We start from the raw sequence: 16,199 nt of genomic DNA, 5'->3' as shown, positions 1-16,199 counted from the left end.
AGCACCGATTCGATGCGAATACCCCTTCGGGCTTGATCGACATCAAATAACTGTCTGATATCAGAGTCTTTAAATCACTGCTACAGGTATGATCCCTCAGTTATCCTGGCCCTCTTCCCGGCCGGTAACACTGCACAATAACAAGCCCAACACCCCAGGAAGGACCGATGAGCCAATCGCCGACAATTCGACGCTATCTCGTTCAACGCACGCTGCTGTTCTCGGCGCTCGGCTTTGGTCTTATTTTGCTGATGGCCAGCCAGGCCTACCAGTCGAGCGTACGCGACAGCGGAAAACTGGTTGCGCGCACCGTGGCGGAAACCACTTTTAACTCCATGTACCAGATCATGAGCCAGGGTTGGACACGCAGCCAGCTGGAGCAGTTCATGAGTCAGCTGGAGCATAACGCCTCAGAAGAGAGCCTAAGCGTGTCGGTGCTGCGCGGACCGATCGTGATGGAGAAGTTCGGGCCTATCAATCAGCCGCCATTCGATGCGGCCATGGAGAATGCGCTCAACTCCGGTCAGATCATCGAGATGATGAAAAACGACCACCTGCGTACCCTTTACCCGCTTCAGGCCCGAGCGGTGTGCACCGCCTGCCACACCAACGCCAATATCGGCGACACCCTCGGGCTGATCGAGGTGCGACAAAATCTGGCGCCACAGATCTCATCCGCCAACCAGACTTTGCTGCTGTATATGTTGGGGCTAGCCCCACTGCCGCTGCTACTCGCGTTCTGGTCAGTCAGAACCATCACCCGCAGCGTCAACCAGTCACTCGACCATCTCACCGAGAGCATCAGTCAGGTTGAGTCGCTACAGGACCTGACAGGTCTTAACCGCCAGGGGCGTCAGTTCGGGTTCAAGGAGCTGAACTCGATCTTCGCCCAGGTTTCGAATCTGGCGAGCAAACTCCGCTCCATCGCGGTGGACAAGGACCTGCTGGAGTTCGAGATACGCCTGCTCGAGAAATGTGTCATCACCTCTGAAGTGGTGCGTGACTGGCGAGAGTACGTCAACGCCCTGATGCTCGACATCAATCAGGTGATCCAGATCTACACCATGTTTTCCATCTTCAAGGTGGATGAAGAGCTGTTCGATCTGGAGATATTCTGGCTCAGCACGCCCACCGACCAGAGCCGTACCATGATGGAGCGCTCGGTCGTACAACGTCTGCGCGAGCACTCCCACCTCTTTGGTCACGGCGAATTCAAGATTCGGCATAACATTGCCAACAGCGGCGGCAGCCTGAATCTCAGCGAGCAGGAGATCGATCTGCAGGTCAAATCCCTGCTGGTGGAGACGCCGAAGATCGGCGGCATCGTCGGTATCGGTGTACAGGCCGACACCGTGCGCGACCAGACCAAACTGCTGGTGATCGAAAGCATCCTGTCGACGCTGCTCAATGTCGTTGGCTCGGTCAAAGCGATCTACAAGTACACCCGGGATCTGGAGTATTACGCCACCCGCGACCCGCTAACCAACCTGTACAACCAGCGTATGTTCTGGGAGCTGCTCGACTATGAACTCGATCGCAGCACTCGCCATGGCTATAAGACAGCCATGCTGTTGATCGATCTGGACAACTTCAAGGCGATCAATGACGGCTACGGCCACGCCTGTGGTGACCGCCTGCTGACCGGTCTCTCCGAAGAGATGCAGCAACAGTTGGAAACCGGCACCGTGCTGGCCCGATACGGCGGCGACGAATTCGTTGTCGTTCTGCCCGAGGCAACGCTTGAACAGGCCGGCGAGCTGGCAGAACGCTTGCTGCACACAGTGCAGAACTACCGCCTCAAGCTGGATAACGAGGCCACCACCCGCGCCACCTGCTCCATCGGCGTGGGGATCTACCCGGACCATGCGGACAACCGCAAGGATCTGTTCATGTTTGTGGATAACCTGATGTACCGCGCCAAATCGATGGGCAAGGACCGCATCGCTCTGCCGCACGACAAGGATCTGGCAGATATCTTCCGCGACATGAACGAGAAGAGCCTGCTGGTCAACAAGGCGATTGAGGAGCGCAGCATTCTGCCAGCATTCCAGCCGATCTGCCCGCTCAGTGGCGGTCGCCGTGCAGTGGAAGTACTCAGCCGCATCCAATTGCCGGACAATCAGCTGATGAGCGCCGCTGAGTTCATCGAGATTGCCGAATCCATGGGGCGGATTCACATCATCGACTATATCGTAACCGAAAAAGCGTTCGATCGGGTACGCCGCACCGGCTATGACGGCCTGATATTCATCAACCTGTCGCCACGCTCGGTGCTGGTGGCCGACTTCCTGCTCAAGATCCGCTCTCTGGTGAATCAGTACGAGATCGAGCCTTCGCGGATCGTGTTCGAGATTACCGAGCGCGACACGGTGAAGAACATGTCGTTGCTGGAGAAGTTTGTGCAGAGCCTGAAAGATCAGGGCTATCAGCTGGCGATCGACGACTTCGGTTCAGGCTTCTCCTCGTTCCACTACCTGAAGTATCTGCCGATCGACTTCGTCAAGATCGAGGGCGAGTTCATCGCCAACATGGCCCATGACAAGCGCGACATGGCATTTGTCACCAGCATCACCAAGCTGGCCAAGGAGCTGAACGTTCAGACAGTGGCTGAGTTTGTCGAAACCGAGGAGGTACTTGAGTTGGTGCGCGATGCCGGTATCGATTACGCCCAGGGCTACCTGATCGGTCGCCCCGGACTAGAGCTCGAGGGGCTATAGCCCCTCGCGCTTTTGATCAGCCGATCAGATGGCGGCCTGCATCAACGAAAATGCGGTTGCCGGTTTGGGTGCGCGCCATGTCGCTGACCAGAAACGCCGCGAGCGTGCCCACCTCTTCCGGCGTGCCTAAACGGCGTAGCGGTGACTTACTGGTTGCGTCTTCCATCAGTTCGTCGAAATGATCTATACCGGATGCGGCACGTGTCGGCATCGGTCCCGGCGAGATCGAGTGCACCCGAATCTGCTGTTCACCCAACTCGGAGGCCAGATAGCGCGCACAGCTGTCGAGTGCCGCCTTGATCGGCCCCATCAGGTTGTAGTGATCGACCACCTTTTCGGCCCCCTCATAGCTCATGGTCAGCAGAGTGCCGCCATCCGGCATCAGACGCTGCGCCTGGTGCGCCATACGGACAAATGAGTGGCAGGAGATATCCATCGCCTTGCAGAACCCCTCGGCGCTGCTGTCAACAAGTCTTCCGTGCAGCTCATCCAGCGGCGACCAGGCGATGGAGTGAACGGCGAAATCGACGGTGCCCCAGCGCTTTTCCATCTCATGAAAAACCGATTCCAGCTCACCCTCTACGGATACATCGCAAGGTAGCAACAACTCGGCACCGAGCTCCTCCGCCAGCGGCTCGACAAAGGGCTTCGCCTTTTCATTGAGGTAGGTTATGCACAGCGTCGCACCCAACTCGGCCATCACTTTGGCACAACCGTAGGCGATACTGTGCCGGTTCGCGATTCCCAGAATCAAACCGCGTTTTCCTTCCAAACTCATGCTCAGGCTCATTCGATTCACTCCTTCCATGCGCACGCTGTCGTGCAGGGTCGAATATGTGTCCAGACAGATGCTGCATTGCAGCATAGTTGTCGCATGATGGGAACCACGCAAACGGCGACTTGAACACAAATCCTGTCGAATGCTGACAGCATCCAATGACATTCAGGTGTCGAGAAAGGAAAAACGAAGAACAGGCAACAGGGGGCTCCTGCCCCCCTTAACCCTTAAACGGTGCAGTCGGCCTCAAGCATTGAGTGTCGGAGCGCAGTTTCATAGTGGATGTTGTCGTGCAGCGGACAGCGGGCGCAGACTTCATCCAGAAATTTCAATTTCGCGTCGTCCGATAGGTCAGCATCGATTTCAGCAGCGATTGTTATCGTCTGGAAGCCCACGCGATCCTCGCTTGGTTTGCCCAAAAGGCCCGCGGGGTTCAGATCGCCCTCCACCGATATACGCATGCCACGTAACGCGATGCGCTGCTGTGTCGCCGCGATACGCGCAATTGAACCTATGCACCCGGCCAGCGAAAACAGAAAAAGCTCCAGCGGACTGGGCCCCAGATCACTGCCGCCACCCGCCTGCGGTTGATCGATGATTGCCCGATGCCCCCGAATATCCGCTTCGATGGTATAAGCAGTGCCCAGATATGCAGTAACCGAGATCGATTTCATCGCCATGACCTATCCTTAATCATTTAATTAGATATTACTAATATAAAGATTAGGGTACCGAGCTATATGCTGGCAACAGCGCACATAAAAAAACGCGCCCTATAGACGCGTTTCTTGTTTCAGGTCAGCCAAGGTACTTAGCCTACCTTCTCCCCCTTCGCCTGAAGATCGGCGTGGTAGGAAGAGCGCACCAGCGGACCACTGGCCACATGAGTAAAACCGAGCTCGTGCGCAACGCGCTCAAACTCCTTAAACTCATCGGGCGTGACAAAACGGTCCACCGGCAGATGACTGCGGCTTGGCTGCAGATATTGACCGATGGTGACCATATCCACATTGTGGGCACGCAGATCCTTGAGCACTTCTACGATCTCGTCGTTACTCTCGCCAACGCCGACCATCAAGCCAGACTTGGTGCGCACATTGGGCTGCAGCGCCTTGTAGCGTTTTAGCAGCTCCAGTGACCAGGCGTAATCCGCACCGGGACGCACCTGCTTGTATAGACGCGGCACTGTTTCCAGGTTGTGGTTGAACACATCTGGCGGGGTCTGTTCCAGAATTTCCAGCGCGATATCCATACGGCCACGGAAATCCGGTACCAATGTCTCGATCTGGATGCTTGAACACCGTTCACGGGTTTCGCGGATACAGTCGGCGAAGTGCTGGGCGCCACCGTCACGCAGGTCATCACGGTCGACAGAGGTGATTACCACATAGCGCAACCCCATGTCGGCGATCGCTTCAGCGAGTTCTCGCGGCTCGTCTTTGGCCAGTTCGTTGGGGCGGCCATGCGCCACATCACAGAACGGGCAGCGGCGGGTACAGATATCGCCCATGATCATGAACGTGGCGGTGCCGTGGCTGAAGCATTCGCCCAGATTGGGGCAGCTGGCCTCTTCACACACCGACGCCAGTTTATGTTCGCGCAACTTGGCCTTGATCCGTTTTACTTCCGTGTTGGAACCCATCCGGACACGCAGCCAGTCCGGCTTGCGCGGCATCTCGTCCTTCTCGGTAGGGATCACCTTGACCGGAATACGTGCAACTTTTTCGGCGCCACGGAGTTTGACGCCCTGCTCGACGCGATGGGTGCTTTTTTCGCGGGAGTCTGCCATAAGACTAATCGTTCCAACTGGTTGTTCGTGACACAGAAGTATACCCGATCTGTTCGATCAAGTAATTCAGCAGTCGCTCGGGTACGCTCTCAATATCTGCATCGGGCCGCAACATGCTCAGTTGGGTCATCTGCAAACCGGAGTAGCCACAAGGATTGATGCGCAGAAATGGCGCCAGATCCATGTTCAGATTAAGCGCAAGGCCGTGAAAAGAGCAGCCTCGACGCACCCTCAGCCCCAATGAGCATATCTTGGCTTCATCAACATAGACCCCCGGAGCATCTGGCTTGGGGTAAGCCTGGATATCGAAATCGGCCAGAACCCTGACCACCGTCGCCTCCATCAGGTTGACCATATCGCGGACACCCAGTTTACGGCGTCGCAGATCGACCATCAGGTAAGCAAGCAGCTGACCGGGGCCATGGTAGGTGACCTGACCGCCACGGTCAGCCTGAATGACCGGGATATCGCCGGGATTAAGCAGATGTTCCGCTTTACCCGCCTGCCCTTGCGTGAACACTGGCTCATGCTCAAGCAGCCAGATCTCATCCAGCGTATCGGGTCCACGCTCAGCGGTCAGCGTCTGCATCCGCCGCCAAGTGGGCTCATAGGGCTGAAGGCCCAGCACCCGTGCTATAACCTGATCGGCCACCGGCATCAAAGCACCGTCTGCACGCGACCCGAGGCTTTCAGATCTTCATGCAGCCGAATCAGTTGATCTTCGCCGGTCGCTGTAATCTGCAGACGCACCGACAGGTATTTGCCGGTCCGGCTCTCGTTCACGGTAACCGTGGTGATATCCAGGTCCGGGGCATGGATCTGCACGGTTTCGATGACGAAACCCCGGAAATCGTCTTCATTATGGCCCACCACCTTGATCGGATAGTTTTCACAGGGAAACTCAATCTTGGGGGCTTCTGGTGTATCACTCATAACTCTTCTCCACTCATCAACCGTTGGTGAAACTGGCGGAACAGCTCGTACATCCTTAACCAGAGAGGCCCTTTGCCACCCTCCCCGATTTGCTGTCCGTCCACTTCCAACACCGGCAGTACGGCTCGCGTCGAACTGGATATCCACACCTCGTCCGCGCCGAGCAACTGTTCATAACTCAGATCGGCTTCCTGCAACGGAATACCGGCTTCACGCGCCAACTCAAGAACAAGTTCACGTGTCGTACCGCCTAAAATCTCCGAACTGAGTCTGGGGGTGTAGATCACCCCGTTACTGACCATAAACAGGTTGGAGGATCCCCCCTCCGTCAACACACCGTCCCTGATCATCAATGCCTCATCGGCACCGGCTTCGCGCGCCTGCTGCAACACCAGAATATTGGGTAGCAAACCATTGGCTTTTATGTCGCAGCGGTGCCACCGCAGATCAGTCGTGACAATGACACGAATACCCGCGATGTTATCAGCTCCCGCCGCGTAGATATCGCGTATCGGGCTGCAGCAGGCAAACACCGTCGGCGTCATGTGTTCGTCATAGACGGGGGTACGACGTCCGGCATTGCCGCGTGTAATCTGCAGGTAAACCGAAACATTGCCGCCACCATTGCGCCTGACCAACTCATCAAGCACCCCCTGCCACTCCTTCTCAAGGGGAATTCTCAGCGCCGACAGGCTATGTCGCAGACGTTTAAGGTGTTGCTCAAGACGAAACCCCACCCCGCGGTAAAAGGGGATGACTTCGTAGACACTGTCTCCAAACAAAAAGCCCCGGTCGAACACCGAGACTTTCGCTTCACTGGCGGGGACAAATTCGCCATTGAGGTAGACGATACCCTCAGCCATGCCTGCAAACTCCACTCCCAGAATAGTCTGGGAGTATTGTAGTGCCGAGCTTGCCTAGTTGAACAGGCTGGTAAAGAACAGCAGGATCTCGTCCCAGATCTTCTTGAAGAAGCTGCCTTCAGGCACATCGTCCAGTGCTACCAGCGGCACCGCCTTGACCTCGTTTCCGTTCAGGGTGACGACCACCCGGCCCAGCTGTTGGCCACGTGCAACCGGTGCCTTGATCACTCCCGGCAGGTCAAGATTAGCTTCAAGCTGCTCCACCTGACCGCGCGGAATGGTCACCGCCAGGTCCTGATCCAGGCCCAGACGGATATTATCGCTAGCACCACCCCAAATACGGGTCTGGTTCAACACCTGCTCTGCCTTGTAAAGCTGATGGGTGCGGTAGAAACGGAAAGCATAAGCCAGCAGTTTCTGGGATTCCTGCGCACGCGCCTCTTCGCTGGAGGTGCCCAGCACCACCGAAATCAGCCGCATGCCGTCACGTTTGGCAGAGGCCACCAGGCAGTAACCTGCCTCGTCAGTATGACCGGTCTTGATACCGTCAACGCTGTCGTCACGCCATAGCAGACGGTTGCGGTTGGGCTGACGGATCTTGTTGTAGGTGAAGTACTTCTGCGAATAGATCGCGTAGTGTTCCGGGAAACGCTTGATCAGGGCACGGCCGATCAGTGCAAGATCGTGCGGCGATGAGTAATGGTTTTCATGCGGCAGACCGGTCGCGTTCTCGAAATGGGTGTTGGTCAGACCCAGTTTTGACGCATGCTGATTCATCAGATCGGCAAATGCCCGCTCGCCACCTGCGATATATTCCGCCAGTGCAACAGAAGCATCGTTACCCGACTGGATCACCACACCGTGAAGCAGATCACCAAGTTTCACCTGGGTACCTTCACGGATAAACATACGAGAGCCCGGGGTACGCCAGGCCTTCTCGCTGACCGGTACCAGATCATCCTCGGATACATTGCCTTGGGAGATTTCGTACTCGACGATATAGCTGGTCATCATCTTGGTCAGACTGGCCGGCGCAAAGCGCTGGTCCGCATCTTTAGCCAGAAGAATTTCACCGCTATCGGCATCCATCACCAGATACGCGGAAGCCGCAATCTGCGGGGGCGCAGGAATAATATCGGCCGCCTGTACCTTCAGCGTCAGCAGGGTCAGTGCAATGAGCGAGAATAGATAAAAGGGTGTGCGGTAGAGTCTCTGCAGCATGGTGGTCATCATCGGGTAGTTGAAAGCGTCGACAGGTGGACAGGCGGAAAGCGTAAACGTTCCCCACCTGAGTCAGATCAGGGATAGTCTATCAAGATTGGCGCCGGATGGCCCGCGGCCTGAACCTGCGATATCAGCTCCGCGGCACTGCCCTCAAGCGGCCCGATCAACACGCGGTAGAGCTGACGTCCATCGCGCTCGACCTCATGCACCATAACCGGTGCACCGTTGGCATAGGCCACCAGCTGGTTTTGGACCCGCTGCGCGGTGCTGTTGGATGAGTAGGCGCCCACCTGCAGGAAGCGCCCGGTGGCATCCATATCACCGTTGCTCTGTGCAGGCGCGTTATGCATCGCCCCCGAACCCTGCTCGGCCGCTGCCAGCACCGTCCCGCTGCCCCAGGAGGCAGGATCGATCGCTTCAACCTCGACCCGCGCGGTTCCATGGCCAAGCATATCCAGCCGTGCCGCCGCCGCGTAGGAGAGATCGATCAGGCGATCGTCGTGGAAAGGCCCCCTGTCGTTAACCCGGACAATCACCTGACGGCCATTATCCAGATTGGTGATCCGGGCAAAGGTCGGCAACGGCAGGGTTTTGTGTGCCGCTGACATCTTGTACATGTCGTAGGTTTCGCCATTAGAGGTCAAATGGCCATGAAACTTCTCCCCATACCACGACGCGACACCACGCTCACGATAGCCGCTTGCAGAGCCCAGAACATAGTAGTTCTGGCCCAACACACGGTAGGGGCTCTTGTTGCCGCCACGGCTTTTCGGCTCAATCCGAGGCACCGCATCGGGCACGCTGGATACGTCGACCGGAGTGGAGGGGTAGCGATCATGCTTCATCGAATAACGACCGGCATTCTCCTCCTTCTCACCTACCGATGAACAACCACTGACCAGCAGAGAAAGGCCGACCAATAACAACATCGCTCGCAGGTAATTCATCCGATCAATGTCCCCTTTCAGTCGTTTCCGCGCGCTTCGCGAATCGCCTGACTCAGCTCGTACACGGCCGAGGCGTACAGCCGGCTATGGTTATATCGCGTAATGACGTAGAAGTTATGCAGACCGAACCAGTAGTGGTCGCCATCTTCCATCTCCAGTCGCATCAGCGTCGCTGTCTGATCCTGATCCAGACCCCGCTGGGTGTGAATGCCACGCTCAGCCCACTGCGCCAGCGTCACCTCTGGCTTTAGATCTGCATTGATCCACTCATCCTGTGCAGGCTTATCCATCACCACATTGGAGCGCACCGGTTCTCCCGGCTGCCAACCGTGTTCGCTGAAATAGTGTGCGACACTGCCGATCGCATCCACAGGATTGCCCCAGATGTTGCGCTTGCCATCGCCATCGAAGTCGACGGCAAAATGACGGAAGCTGGACGGGATAAACTGACCGTAACCCATGGCGCCGGCATAGGAGCCTTTCAGGGTGCCCGGCTCAATGCCCTCTTCTCTCGTCATCAGCAGATACTGCTCTAGCTGACCAAGGAAAAACTCGCCCCGCTTGGGGTAATCAAAGCCCAGCGTGGCCAGCGCATCGAGTACACGGTAGTTACCCATGATCCGGCCGTAGCGGGTTTCAACGCCGATAATCGATACGATAATCTCCGCAGGTACGCCGTACTGGGCCTCGGCTCGGGCCAGAGTATCGGCATGTTCCTTCCAGAACTCCAAGCCCTGACTGATACGCTTGGGCTCTACGAAGATCTTGCGATACTCACCCCAGGTCAGGCGCTTTTCAGCCGGGCGGGACATCGCCTTGAGTATCGACTCCTGCTGCTTGGCGTCATCAAGCACCGCACGCAGGTACTCATGTTCGAAACCCTGACTTTCCAGCTTTTCATACAGAGGCTGAGCTTCCGGCCGATCGGCATAACCCTGCCCTGCGACTGCGCTGCCCTGACCGGCAGCCATGATACCTAACAGCGTGGCGCTCACAGCTATCCGTGCGCCTATTGGGTTTCGCATCTTGCAACTCCTGATTGTATCCCCCGACGGGGGTCGATTATGCCTGCCGCTGGAACGCAGTGTCACCGTATCAACATCTGTCGATGGGTGTGGATCGACATCAGAATGCCAAACCCGCACATCAGTGTCACGATGGAGGTTCCGCCGTAACTGACCATCGGCAGTGGTACGCCGACGACCGGCAACAAACCGCTGACCATGCCGATATTGACGAATACGTAGACAAAGAAGGTCAGTGTCACACTGCCGGCCAATAATCGCGAGAAGCTGTCCTGAGCCTGCGTCGCGATCACCATGCCGCGACCGATGATCAGCAGGTAGAGCGATAAGAGTACGATCACCCCCGTCATGCCAAGTTCCTCACCGATCACCGCGATGATGAAATCGGTATGGGATTCCGGCAGGAAATCCAGCTGTGACTGGGTACCGTGCAGCCAACCCTTGCCCGCCAATCCCCCTGAGCCGATGGCGGTCTTCGATTGAATGATGTTCCAGCCCGATCCGAGTGGATCACTCTCCGGGTCAAGAAAAGTAAGTACTCGCTGACGCTGATAATCTTTCATGACCATCCACAGTCCCGGCAGCGCCGCTGCGCACAGCCCTCCGGCCAGGAAGATCCAGCGCCAATAGACGCCGGAGAGCAGGATCACAAACACCCCAGACGCGGCGATCAGCAATGAGGTACCGAGATCGGGCTGTTTCATAATCAAAACGGTCGGTACGCCGATGATGGCCAGCGCCAGTCCCAGGCGCATAAAGCTCGGCGGCAAGGCCTTGCGTGCAAGGAAACCCGCCACCGTGATCGGCAGCACCAGCTTCATGATTTCGGCGGGCTGGAAACGAAAACCGCCGAACTCAATCCAGCGCTGCGCCCCTTTGGCGCCCACCCCGAACAGCAACACAGCGACCAGCAAACCAGTACCTGCGGCATAGGCCCAGGGCCCCAGGCGATCAAAGGTGCGCGGGCGCAGCTGTGCCAGCACAATCATGACGAAAAAGCCGGCCGCCATACGTACCGCCTGGCGCTCCACATACCCCACATCCCGCCCAGAGGCGCTGTAGAGCACGAAAAGACCGAAGCCGCACAGTGCAAGTAACAGCAGCAAAAGCCAGGCATCAAGATGGGTATAGCTCCACAGTCCGGTTGGCCGGCTCAGATGGGTCGAACTGTCAGACAGCGTGCGCTGAAAGTCCCGCTGACTCATTACTTATTCTCCAGAGCATTGTCGTAATCGCCCAGCAGCCAGGCATCGAGCACCTCGCGCGCAACCGGTGCCGCCGTATGCGAACCGCCCTCACCGTTTTCGACCACAACGGCGACCGCGATTTTGGGGTCTTCCACCGGTGCGAAGGTCACGAACAGTGCGTGGTCGCGATGTCGCTCATCCAGTGCTTCGGAGTCATAACGGGCATCCTGTGCGATCCCCACGACCTGTGCCGTACCGGTCTTCCCGGCCATGGTGTAGGGCACACCCTCGGCGGCTCGGCGCGCGGTACCATAACTGCTTTGCACAACGTGGACCATGCCCTGAATAACCGGATCCCAATAGTTCGGATGATCCAGCTTCACATCTTCAGGAAGTGGCTCCACCCCGTCCAGCTCAGGCATTGTCAGTTTGCCGTCATCACCAATAACACCCTCGATCATGCGTGGGCGGACCCACTTGCCCCTGTTGGCCAACACCGCCGTGGCGGTCGCCAGTTGCAAAGGTGTCGCCAGCATGTAGCCCTGGCCGATCGACAGGTTAAGCGAATCGCCGGGATACCAGGGCTGCTTGTAACGAGCCCGTTTCCACTCCTTGCTGGGCAGGTTGGCCCTGTCCGCTTCGGGCAGATCAAGACTGGTCACCTGACCAAAACCGAACCGGCCCAGATAGTCGGACATATGATCGATACCGGTTTTGTAACCGGCGTCGTAGAACCAGACGTCACAGGACTCTGCCAGTGCATGGTCCAGATCCACCCAACCGTGTCCCCAGCGTTTCCAGTCTCGGTATTTACGCCCGCCCTTGCTCAGCTGATAGAAGCCTGGATCCCATACCTTGTGGGAGAGCGGCACAGAGCCGCTGTCGATGGCCGCCAGTGCGGTGAACGGTTTCAGCGTCGAGCCCGGTGGGTAACGGCCGCGGATAGCGCGGTTATACAGTGGCAGATCGGGCGAATCCCGGAGCTCCCCGTAATCCTTGCTCGATATTCCGGTGACAAACTTGTTGGGGTCGTAGCCCGGCGTACTGACCAGTGCCAGAATAGCGCCGGTCTTGGGCTCTATGGCGACGATAGCTGCACGCCGGCCCGCAATCAGAGACTCGGAGAACTTCTGCAGTTTGATATCCAGGCTGAGCTGAATATCGACACCCGGCACCGGATCCTGACTCTCCAGCACCCTCAATACACGCCCGCGTGCATTGGTCTCCACTTTCTGAAATCCAACCTTGCCATGCAGCATCGGTTCGTAAAACTTCTCCACCCCGAGCTTGCCGACGTAATGGGTGGCGGCATAGTTTTCCGGATCCAGCGTCTGCAACTCGCGCTCATTGATACGCCCGACATAACCAAGCGCATGCACAAGGGAAGAGCCTTGCGGGTAATAACGCACCAGATCGGCTTCGACCTGCACACCCGGCAGACGATGATAGTTGACCGAGATCTTCGCGATCTCGTCCTCCGTCAAACTGAACTTCAACGGCACCGACGAGAAGGGACGGCGGCGCTGATTCAACCGGCGGTGAAAGCGCTCGATATCACTGGGCTCCAGATCGATGATCTGGCCGATACGGGCGATCGTCGCGTCGATATCCCGCACCTCCTCCTTGAGCAGGGTCAGGCTGAAGTTGGGCCGGTTATCGGCCAACAGCACCCCATTGCGGTCATAGATCAGCCCTCGGCGGGGCGCAACCGGCTGCAACTGCACGCGATTGTTCTCGGAGATCGCGGCGTAGCGGTCATGCTCGATCACCTGCAGGAAATAGATACGCCCCACCAGAACAGCCATCATCACCACCACAATAAGCATGGCGATAACTGCACGATTGGTGAACGTTATGCTTTCCTGGGAATAATCTTTTAAGCGCTCAGGGCGTGTCATCGCGATGGATTACTTGTGATAGGGGTGGCCCTGAAGCAGGGTCCATGCCCGATAGAGCTGTTCAGCGAGCAGAATTCGCACCAACGGGTGTGGCAAGGTCAGCGCCGATAACGACCACTTTTGATCGGCCGCCGCCACACAGCGGGGATCCAGACCGTCAGGCCCGCCCACCAGCAGCGACAGGTTATGACCGGACATGCGCCACTCTTCCGCCTGCTCCGCCAGCTTTTCGGTCGACCAGGGCCGGCCATCGACTGTCAACGCGATCACGCGATCACCTTTCGGAATCGCCGCCAGCATGGCATCGCCCTCGCTGCGGATCGCCCGGGCTGTATCGGCACCCTTGCCGCGATGACCCAACGCCAGTTCGACCAGCTCCAAACGAAAGTCGCCGGGCAGTCGCCGGGCGTACTCTTCGTACCCCTCGGTAACCCAGCCCGGCATCTTGCCGCCAACAGCAATCAGGCGGATACGCATATTCAGTCCGCAGCCGCTTCGCTTTCAGTATCGAATGACCATAGACGCTCGATATCGTAGAAAGTGCGCGCGTCGGGCATCATGACATGCACGATCACATCGCCCAGATCCACAAGCACCCAGTCGCCAACGCCTTCGCCTTCAATGCCCACAGGGCGCAGGCCGGCTTCCTTGACCTTGTCGACCACTTCCTGTGCAACGGACATCACGTGCCGCTTAGAGGTTCCGCTGGCCACCAGCATATAATCGGTTACGCTTGATTTGCCGGTCACATCCAGCATTACCACATCACGCGCTTTCATGTCGTCGAGCGCGTTCTGTACCAGGTTGATCAACTGATCGGTCTGCATCGGGTTTTCAGTACCTTTGTTAAAAGCCATAAAGCCTATTGGTTTGTATATAGTCCCACACGGCATCCGGCATCAGATAACGTGGAGAGTCTCCCTTCGCTATCAGGCGACGTATCTGAGTCGCCGATATGCCCAAGGGGGTCAATTCATGCAGCAGCACACGGCCCGCTGGCATCTGCCGAAGCGTTTCTGCCGACTGCGCGGCATGCCGATCTGAAAAATTGCGCATCTGCGTATCGTCCTGAAAGCTGTAGCCCGGCCGCGTCACCACGATAATGTGGCACAGATCGAGAAAACGCTCCCAGCGGTGCCAGTTCGGCAACCCGAGATAGGCATCCATACCCATCACCATACAGAGTGATCTCTGCGGCCCAAGTTCCTCACGCAACGACTCAAGCGTCAACAGCGAGTAGGAGGGTTTGTCCGAGAGGATCTCTCGGTCATCGGCACACAGCCGTGGTTCGTCGGCAACGGCGATCTGCACCATGGCAAGACGCTGCTCCGAGGTACACCCGGGCTCATCGCGATGCACCGGCATCTTCGACGGGATCAGGCACAGCTGCGGAAGATCCAGCCACTGCTGAATCTCCAACGCTGTGCGTAGATGTCCGTTATGAACGGGATCAAACGTCCCGCCCATGAAGACGAAAGGTTCGGTGTCAGGCATCACTCACTGCCGAACCTGGCCGTCACCGAGTACGACGTACTTCTGCGACGTCAGCCCCTCGAGGCCCACAGGCCCGCGAGCGTGTATCTTGTCGGTCGAGATACCGATCTCGGCACCCAGTCCGTACTCGAAGCCGTCGGCAAAACGGGTCGAGGCGTTAACCATCACCGAGCTGGAATCCACTTCACGCAGGAACGCGCGTGCCTTGGTGTAGTTCTCGGTCACGATGGCGTCGGTGTGGTGCGAACCCCAGTGGTTGATATGCTCGATCGCCTCGGCCATATCCTCCACCACCTTGATCGCCAGAATTGGCGCCAGATATTCGGTGGCCCAGTCCTCATCGGTAGCCTCAAGCACCTGCGGCAGAACCTCTCGGGTCTGCGCACAGCCACGCAACTCTACACCGAGCTCGGAATACTGCTCTGCAAGCTCCGGCAACACTTCAGCTGCTATCGCCCGGTTCACCAACAGTGTTTCCATGGTGTTGCAGGTGCCATAGCGATGGGTCTTGGCATTGATGGCGATATTGAGCGCCTTGCTCTTGTCTGCCTGATCGTCGATATAGACGTGGCAGATACCATCCAGATGCTTGATCACCGGCACACGGGCATCACGGGAAATACGCTCGATCAGCCCCTTACCGCCGCGGGGCACGATCACATCCACGTACTCCGGCATGGTAATCAGCGCGCCGACCGCTTCGCGATCCGTGGTTTCAACCACCTGAACCGCATCTTCCGGCAGTCCCGCTTCCTTCAAGCCCTTGGCAATACACGCAGCAATCGCATGATTGGATTCGATCGCCTCGGAGCCGCCACGCAAAATCGTGGCATTCCCGGACTTCAGGCACAGGCTGGCCGCCTCGACCGTCACGTTCGGACGCGACTCGTAGATGATACCGATAACGCCCAGCGGCACGCGCATCTTGCCGATCTGAATGCCGGATGGACGGTAGTTCATGTCGGTGATACCGCCGATCGGATCCGGCAGACCCGCTACCTGACGCAACCCTTCGATCATGGTATCGATACGCGCTGGCGTCAGTTCGAGTCGATCCAGCATGGCAGCGTCCAGACCGTTGGCACGGCCGCGCTCCAGATCCTTGCGGTTGGCAGCCGCCAGCGTATCCCGGCTGGCATCGAGCACGCGCGCCATTGCATCCAGGGCCGCATTCTTGCGCCCCGTATCGGCACGTGCCATCAGGCGGGAGGCAGCGCGCGCGCGCTGCCCCAATTCAGACATATACTCAGCTACATTCATCCCAAAGCATTCCGGGTCGGTGCGATTAGACCGGCCATTATAGCGCTACAGCGGGCATCGGTCATTGTGTACTGCATCAGGCTG

At 57.7% G+C, this 16,199-nt stretch carries 16 protein-coding genes; 1 reads left to right on the top strand and 15 read right to left on the bottom strand.

From position 1 onward, the window contains the following. Positions 1-167: 167 nt before the first annotated feature. Positions 168-2,717 (top strand): putative bifunctional diguanylate cyclase/phosphodiesterase, encoded by a 2,550-nt coding sequence (locus tag ADIMK_RS05110; RefSeq protein WP_036184572.1) that lies wholly within the window; start codon positions 168-170, stop codon positions 2,715-2,717. 16 nt (positions 2,718-2,733) lie between these two features. Here the strand turns inward: ADIMK_RS05110 and fabI are convergent, their stop codons facing one another. The 15 genes from fabI to ADIMK_RS05035 all read right to left on the bottom strand — a co-directional run bounded on the left by fabI (position 2,734) and on the right by ADIMK_RS05035 (position 16,115). Continuing rightward, positions 2,734-3,507, bottom strand: a complete 774-nt coding sequence (gene fabI / locus ADIMK_RS05105) for an enoyl-ACP reductase FabI (protein ID WP_051692485.1) — start codon at positions 3,505-3,507, stop codon at positions 2,734-2,736. A gap of 215 nt (positions 3,508-3,722) precedes the next feature. Beyond that, positions 3,723-4,175: an OsmC family protein gene (locus ADIMK_RS05100; RefSeq protein WP_036184571.1), complete on the bottom strand. Its 453-nt coding sequence runs from the start codon at positions 4,173-4,175 to the stop codon at positions 3,723-3,725. A 131-nt stretch (positions 4,176-4,306) separates the two neighbouring features. Continuing rightward, positions 4,307-5,284 carry a lipoyl synthase gene (lipA, locus tag ADIMK_RS05095; RefSeq protein WP_036184569.1) on the bottom strand — a complete coding sequence of 326 codons (978 nt, stop codon included), beginning with the start codon at positions 5,282-5,284 and terminating at the stop codon, positions 4,307-4,309. Between the two features lie 4 nt (positions 5,285-5,288). Then, positions 5,289-5,942, bottom strand: a complete 654-nt coding sequence (lipB, locus tag ADIMK_RS05090) for a lipoyl(octanoyl) transferase LipB (protein ID WP_036184567.1) — start codon at positions 5,940-5,942, stop codon at positions 5,289-5,291. Next, complete coding sequence (locus ADIMK_RS05085; protein WP_036184565.1) at positions 5,942-6,217, bottom strand: YbeD family protein; 276 nt, start codon at positions 6,215-6,217, stop codon at positions 5,942-5,944. Before ADIMK_RS05085 ends, lipB begins: the two co-directional genes overlap by 1 nt. Further along, entirely contained in the window at positions 6,214-7,080 is an 867-nt protein-coding gene (locus tag ADIMK_RS05080; RefSeq protein WP_036184564.1) for a D-amino acid aminotransferase, read from the bottom strand. Before ADIMK_RS05080 ends, ADIMK_RS05085 begins: the two co-directional genes overlap by 4 nt. A 54-nt stretch (positions 7,081-7,134) precedes the next feature. After that, positions 7,135-8,301, bottom strand: coding sequence for a D-alanyl-D-alanine carboxypeptidase family protein (locus ADIMK_RS05075; RefSeq protein WP_156042805.1), 1,167 nt, complete (start codon positions 8,299-8,301; stop codon positions 7,135-7,137). A gap of 77 nt (positions 8,302-8,378) precedes the next feature. Beyond that, entirely contained in the window at positions 8,379-9,251 is an 873-nt protein-coding gene (locus ADIMK_RS05070) for a septal ring lytic transglycosylase RlpA family protein (RefSeq protein WP_036184563.1), read from the bottom strand. A gap of 17 nt (positions 9,252-9,268) precedes the next feature. Next, a complete protein-coding gene (gene mltB, locus ADIMK_RS05065; protein ID WP_036184561.1) occupies positions 9,269-10,276 on the bottom strand; it encodes a lytic murein transglycosylase B in 1,008 nt (335 codons plus the stop codon). A 62-nt stretch (positions 10,277-10,338) separates the two neighbouring features. Next, the gene (gene rodA / locus ADIMK_RS05060; RefSeq protein WP_036184559.1) at positions 10,339-11,481 is read right to left on the bottom strand and encodes a rod shape-determining protein RodA; all 1,143 of its coding nucleotides are present in this window, start codon (positions 11,479-11,481) and stop codon (positions 10,339-10,341) included. Beyond that, positions 11,481-13,361 carry a penicillin-binding protein 2 gene (mrdA, locus tag ADIMK_RS05055; RefSeq protein WP_036184557.1) on the bottom strand — a complete coding sequence of 627 codons (1,881 nt, stop codon included), beginning with the start codon at positions 13,359-13,361 and terminating at the stop codon, positions 11,481-11,483. Before mrdA ends, rodA begins: the two co-directional genes overlap by 1 nt. A gap of 9 nt (positions 13,362-13,370) precedes the next feature. After that, positions 13,371-13,838 carry a 23S rRNA (pseudouridine(1915)-N(3))-methyltransferase RlmH gene (gene rlmH, locus ADIMK_RS05050; protein WP_036184555.1) on the bottom strand — a complete coding sequence of 156 codons (468 nt, stop codon included), beginning with the start codon at positions 13,836-13,838 and terminating at the stop codon, positions 13,371-13,373. A gap of 2 nt (positions 13,839-13,840) precedes the next feature. Continuing rightward, positions 13,841-14,188: a ribosome silencing factor gene (rsfS, locus tag ADIMK_RS05045; protein ID WP_036185234.1), complete on the bottom strand. Its 348-nt coding sequence runs from the start codon at positions 14,186-14,188 to the stop codon at positions 13,841-13,843. A gap of 19 nt (positions 14,189-14,207) precedes the next feature. Then, positions 14,208-14,855: a nicotinate-nucleotide adenylyltransferase gene (gene nadD, locus ADIMK_RS05040; protein ID WP_036185232.1), complete on the bottom strand. Its 648-nt coding sequence runs from the start codon at positions 14,853-14,855 to the stop codon at positions 14,208-14,210. Positions 14,856-14,858: 3 nt separating this feature from the next. Beyond that, on the bottom strand, positions 14,859-16,115 hold the full coding sequence (locus ADIMK_RS05035) for a glutamate-5-semialdehyde dehydrogenase (RefSeq protein ID WP_036184553.1): 1,257 nt from the start codon (positions 16,113-16,115) through the stop codon (positions 14,859-14,861). Positions 16,116-16,199: the final 84 nt, after the last annotated feature.

Origin of the sequence: Marinobacterium lacunae, from assembly GCF_000705555.1 — a bacterium.
GTDB lineage: Bacteria > Pseudomonadota > Gammaproteobacteria > Pseudomonadales > Balneatricaceae > Marinobacterium_D > Marinobacterium_D lacunae.
Note: the sequence above shows the minus strand (reverse complement) of the source record. Positions and strands in the feature narration are given on the sequence as shown.

Bases quoted from the DNA above. Each gene is read 5' to 3' on its own strand.
- ADIMK_RS05110 (WP_036184572.1), top strand. From the start codon at position 168: ATGAGCCAATCGCCGACAATTCGACGCTATCTCGTTCAACGCACGCTG.
- fabI (WP_051692485.1), bottom strand. From the start codon at position 3,507: ATGAGCCTGAGCATGAGTTTGGAAGGAAAACGCGGTTTGATTCTGGGA.
- ADIMK_RS05100 (WP_036184571.1), bottom strand. From the start codon at position 4,175: ATGGCGATGAAATCGATCTCGGTTACTGCATATCTGGGCACTGCTTAT.
- lipA (WP_036184569.1), bottom strand. From the start codon at position 5,284: ATGGCAGACTCCCGCGAAAAAAGCACCCATCGCGTCGAGCAGGGCGTC.
- lipB (WP_036184567.1), bottom strand. From the start codon at position 5,942: ATGCCGGTGGCCGATCAGGTTATAGCACGGGTGCTGGGCCTTCAGCCC.
- ADIMK_RS05085 (WP_036184565.1), bottom strand. From the start codon at position 6,217: ATGAGTGATACACCAGAAGCCCCCAAGATTGAGTTTCCCTGTGAAAAC.
- ADIMK_RS05080 (WP_036184564.1), bottom strand. From the start codon at position 7,080: ATGGCTGAGGGTATCGTCTACCTCAATGGCGAATTTGTCCCCGCCAGT.
- ADIMK_RS05075 (WP_156042805.1), bottom strand. From the start codon at position 8,301: ATGCTGCAGAGACTCTACCGCACACCCTTTTATCTATTCTCGCTCATT.
- ADIMK_RS05070 (WP_036184563.1), bottom strand. From the start codon at position 9,251: ATGAATTACCTGCGAGCGATGTTGTTATTGGTCGGCCTTTCTCTGCTG.
- mltB (WP_036184561.1), bottom strand. From the start codon at position 10,276: ATGCGAAACCCAATAGGCGCACGGATAGCTGTGAGCGCCACGCTGTTA.
- rodA (WP_036184559.1), bottom strand. From the start codon at position 11,481: ATGAGTCAGCGGGACTTTCAGCGCACGCTGTCTGACAGTTCGACCCAT.
- mrdA (WP_036184557.1), bottom strand. From the start codon at position 13,361: ATGACACGCCCTGAGCGCTTAAAAGATTATTCCCAGGAAAGCATAACG.
- rlmH (WP_036184555.1), bottom strand. From the start codon at position 13,838: ATGCGTATCCGCCTGATTGCTGTTGGCGGCAAGATGCCGGGCTGGGTT.
- rsfS (WP_036185234.1), bottom strand. From the start codon at position 14,188: ATGCAGACCGATCAGTTGATCAACCTGGTACAGAACGCGCTCGACGAC.
- nadD (WP_036185232.1), bottom strand. From the start codon at position 14,855: ATGCCTGACACCGAACCTTTCGTCTTCATGGGCGGGACGTTTGATCCC.
- ADIMK_RS05035 (WP_036184553.1), bottom strand. From the start codon at position 16,115: ATGAATGTAGCTGAGTATATGTCTGAATTGGGGCAGCGCGCGCGCGCT.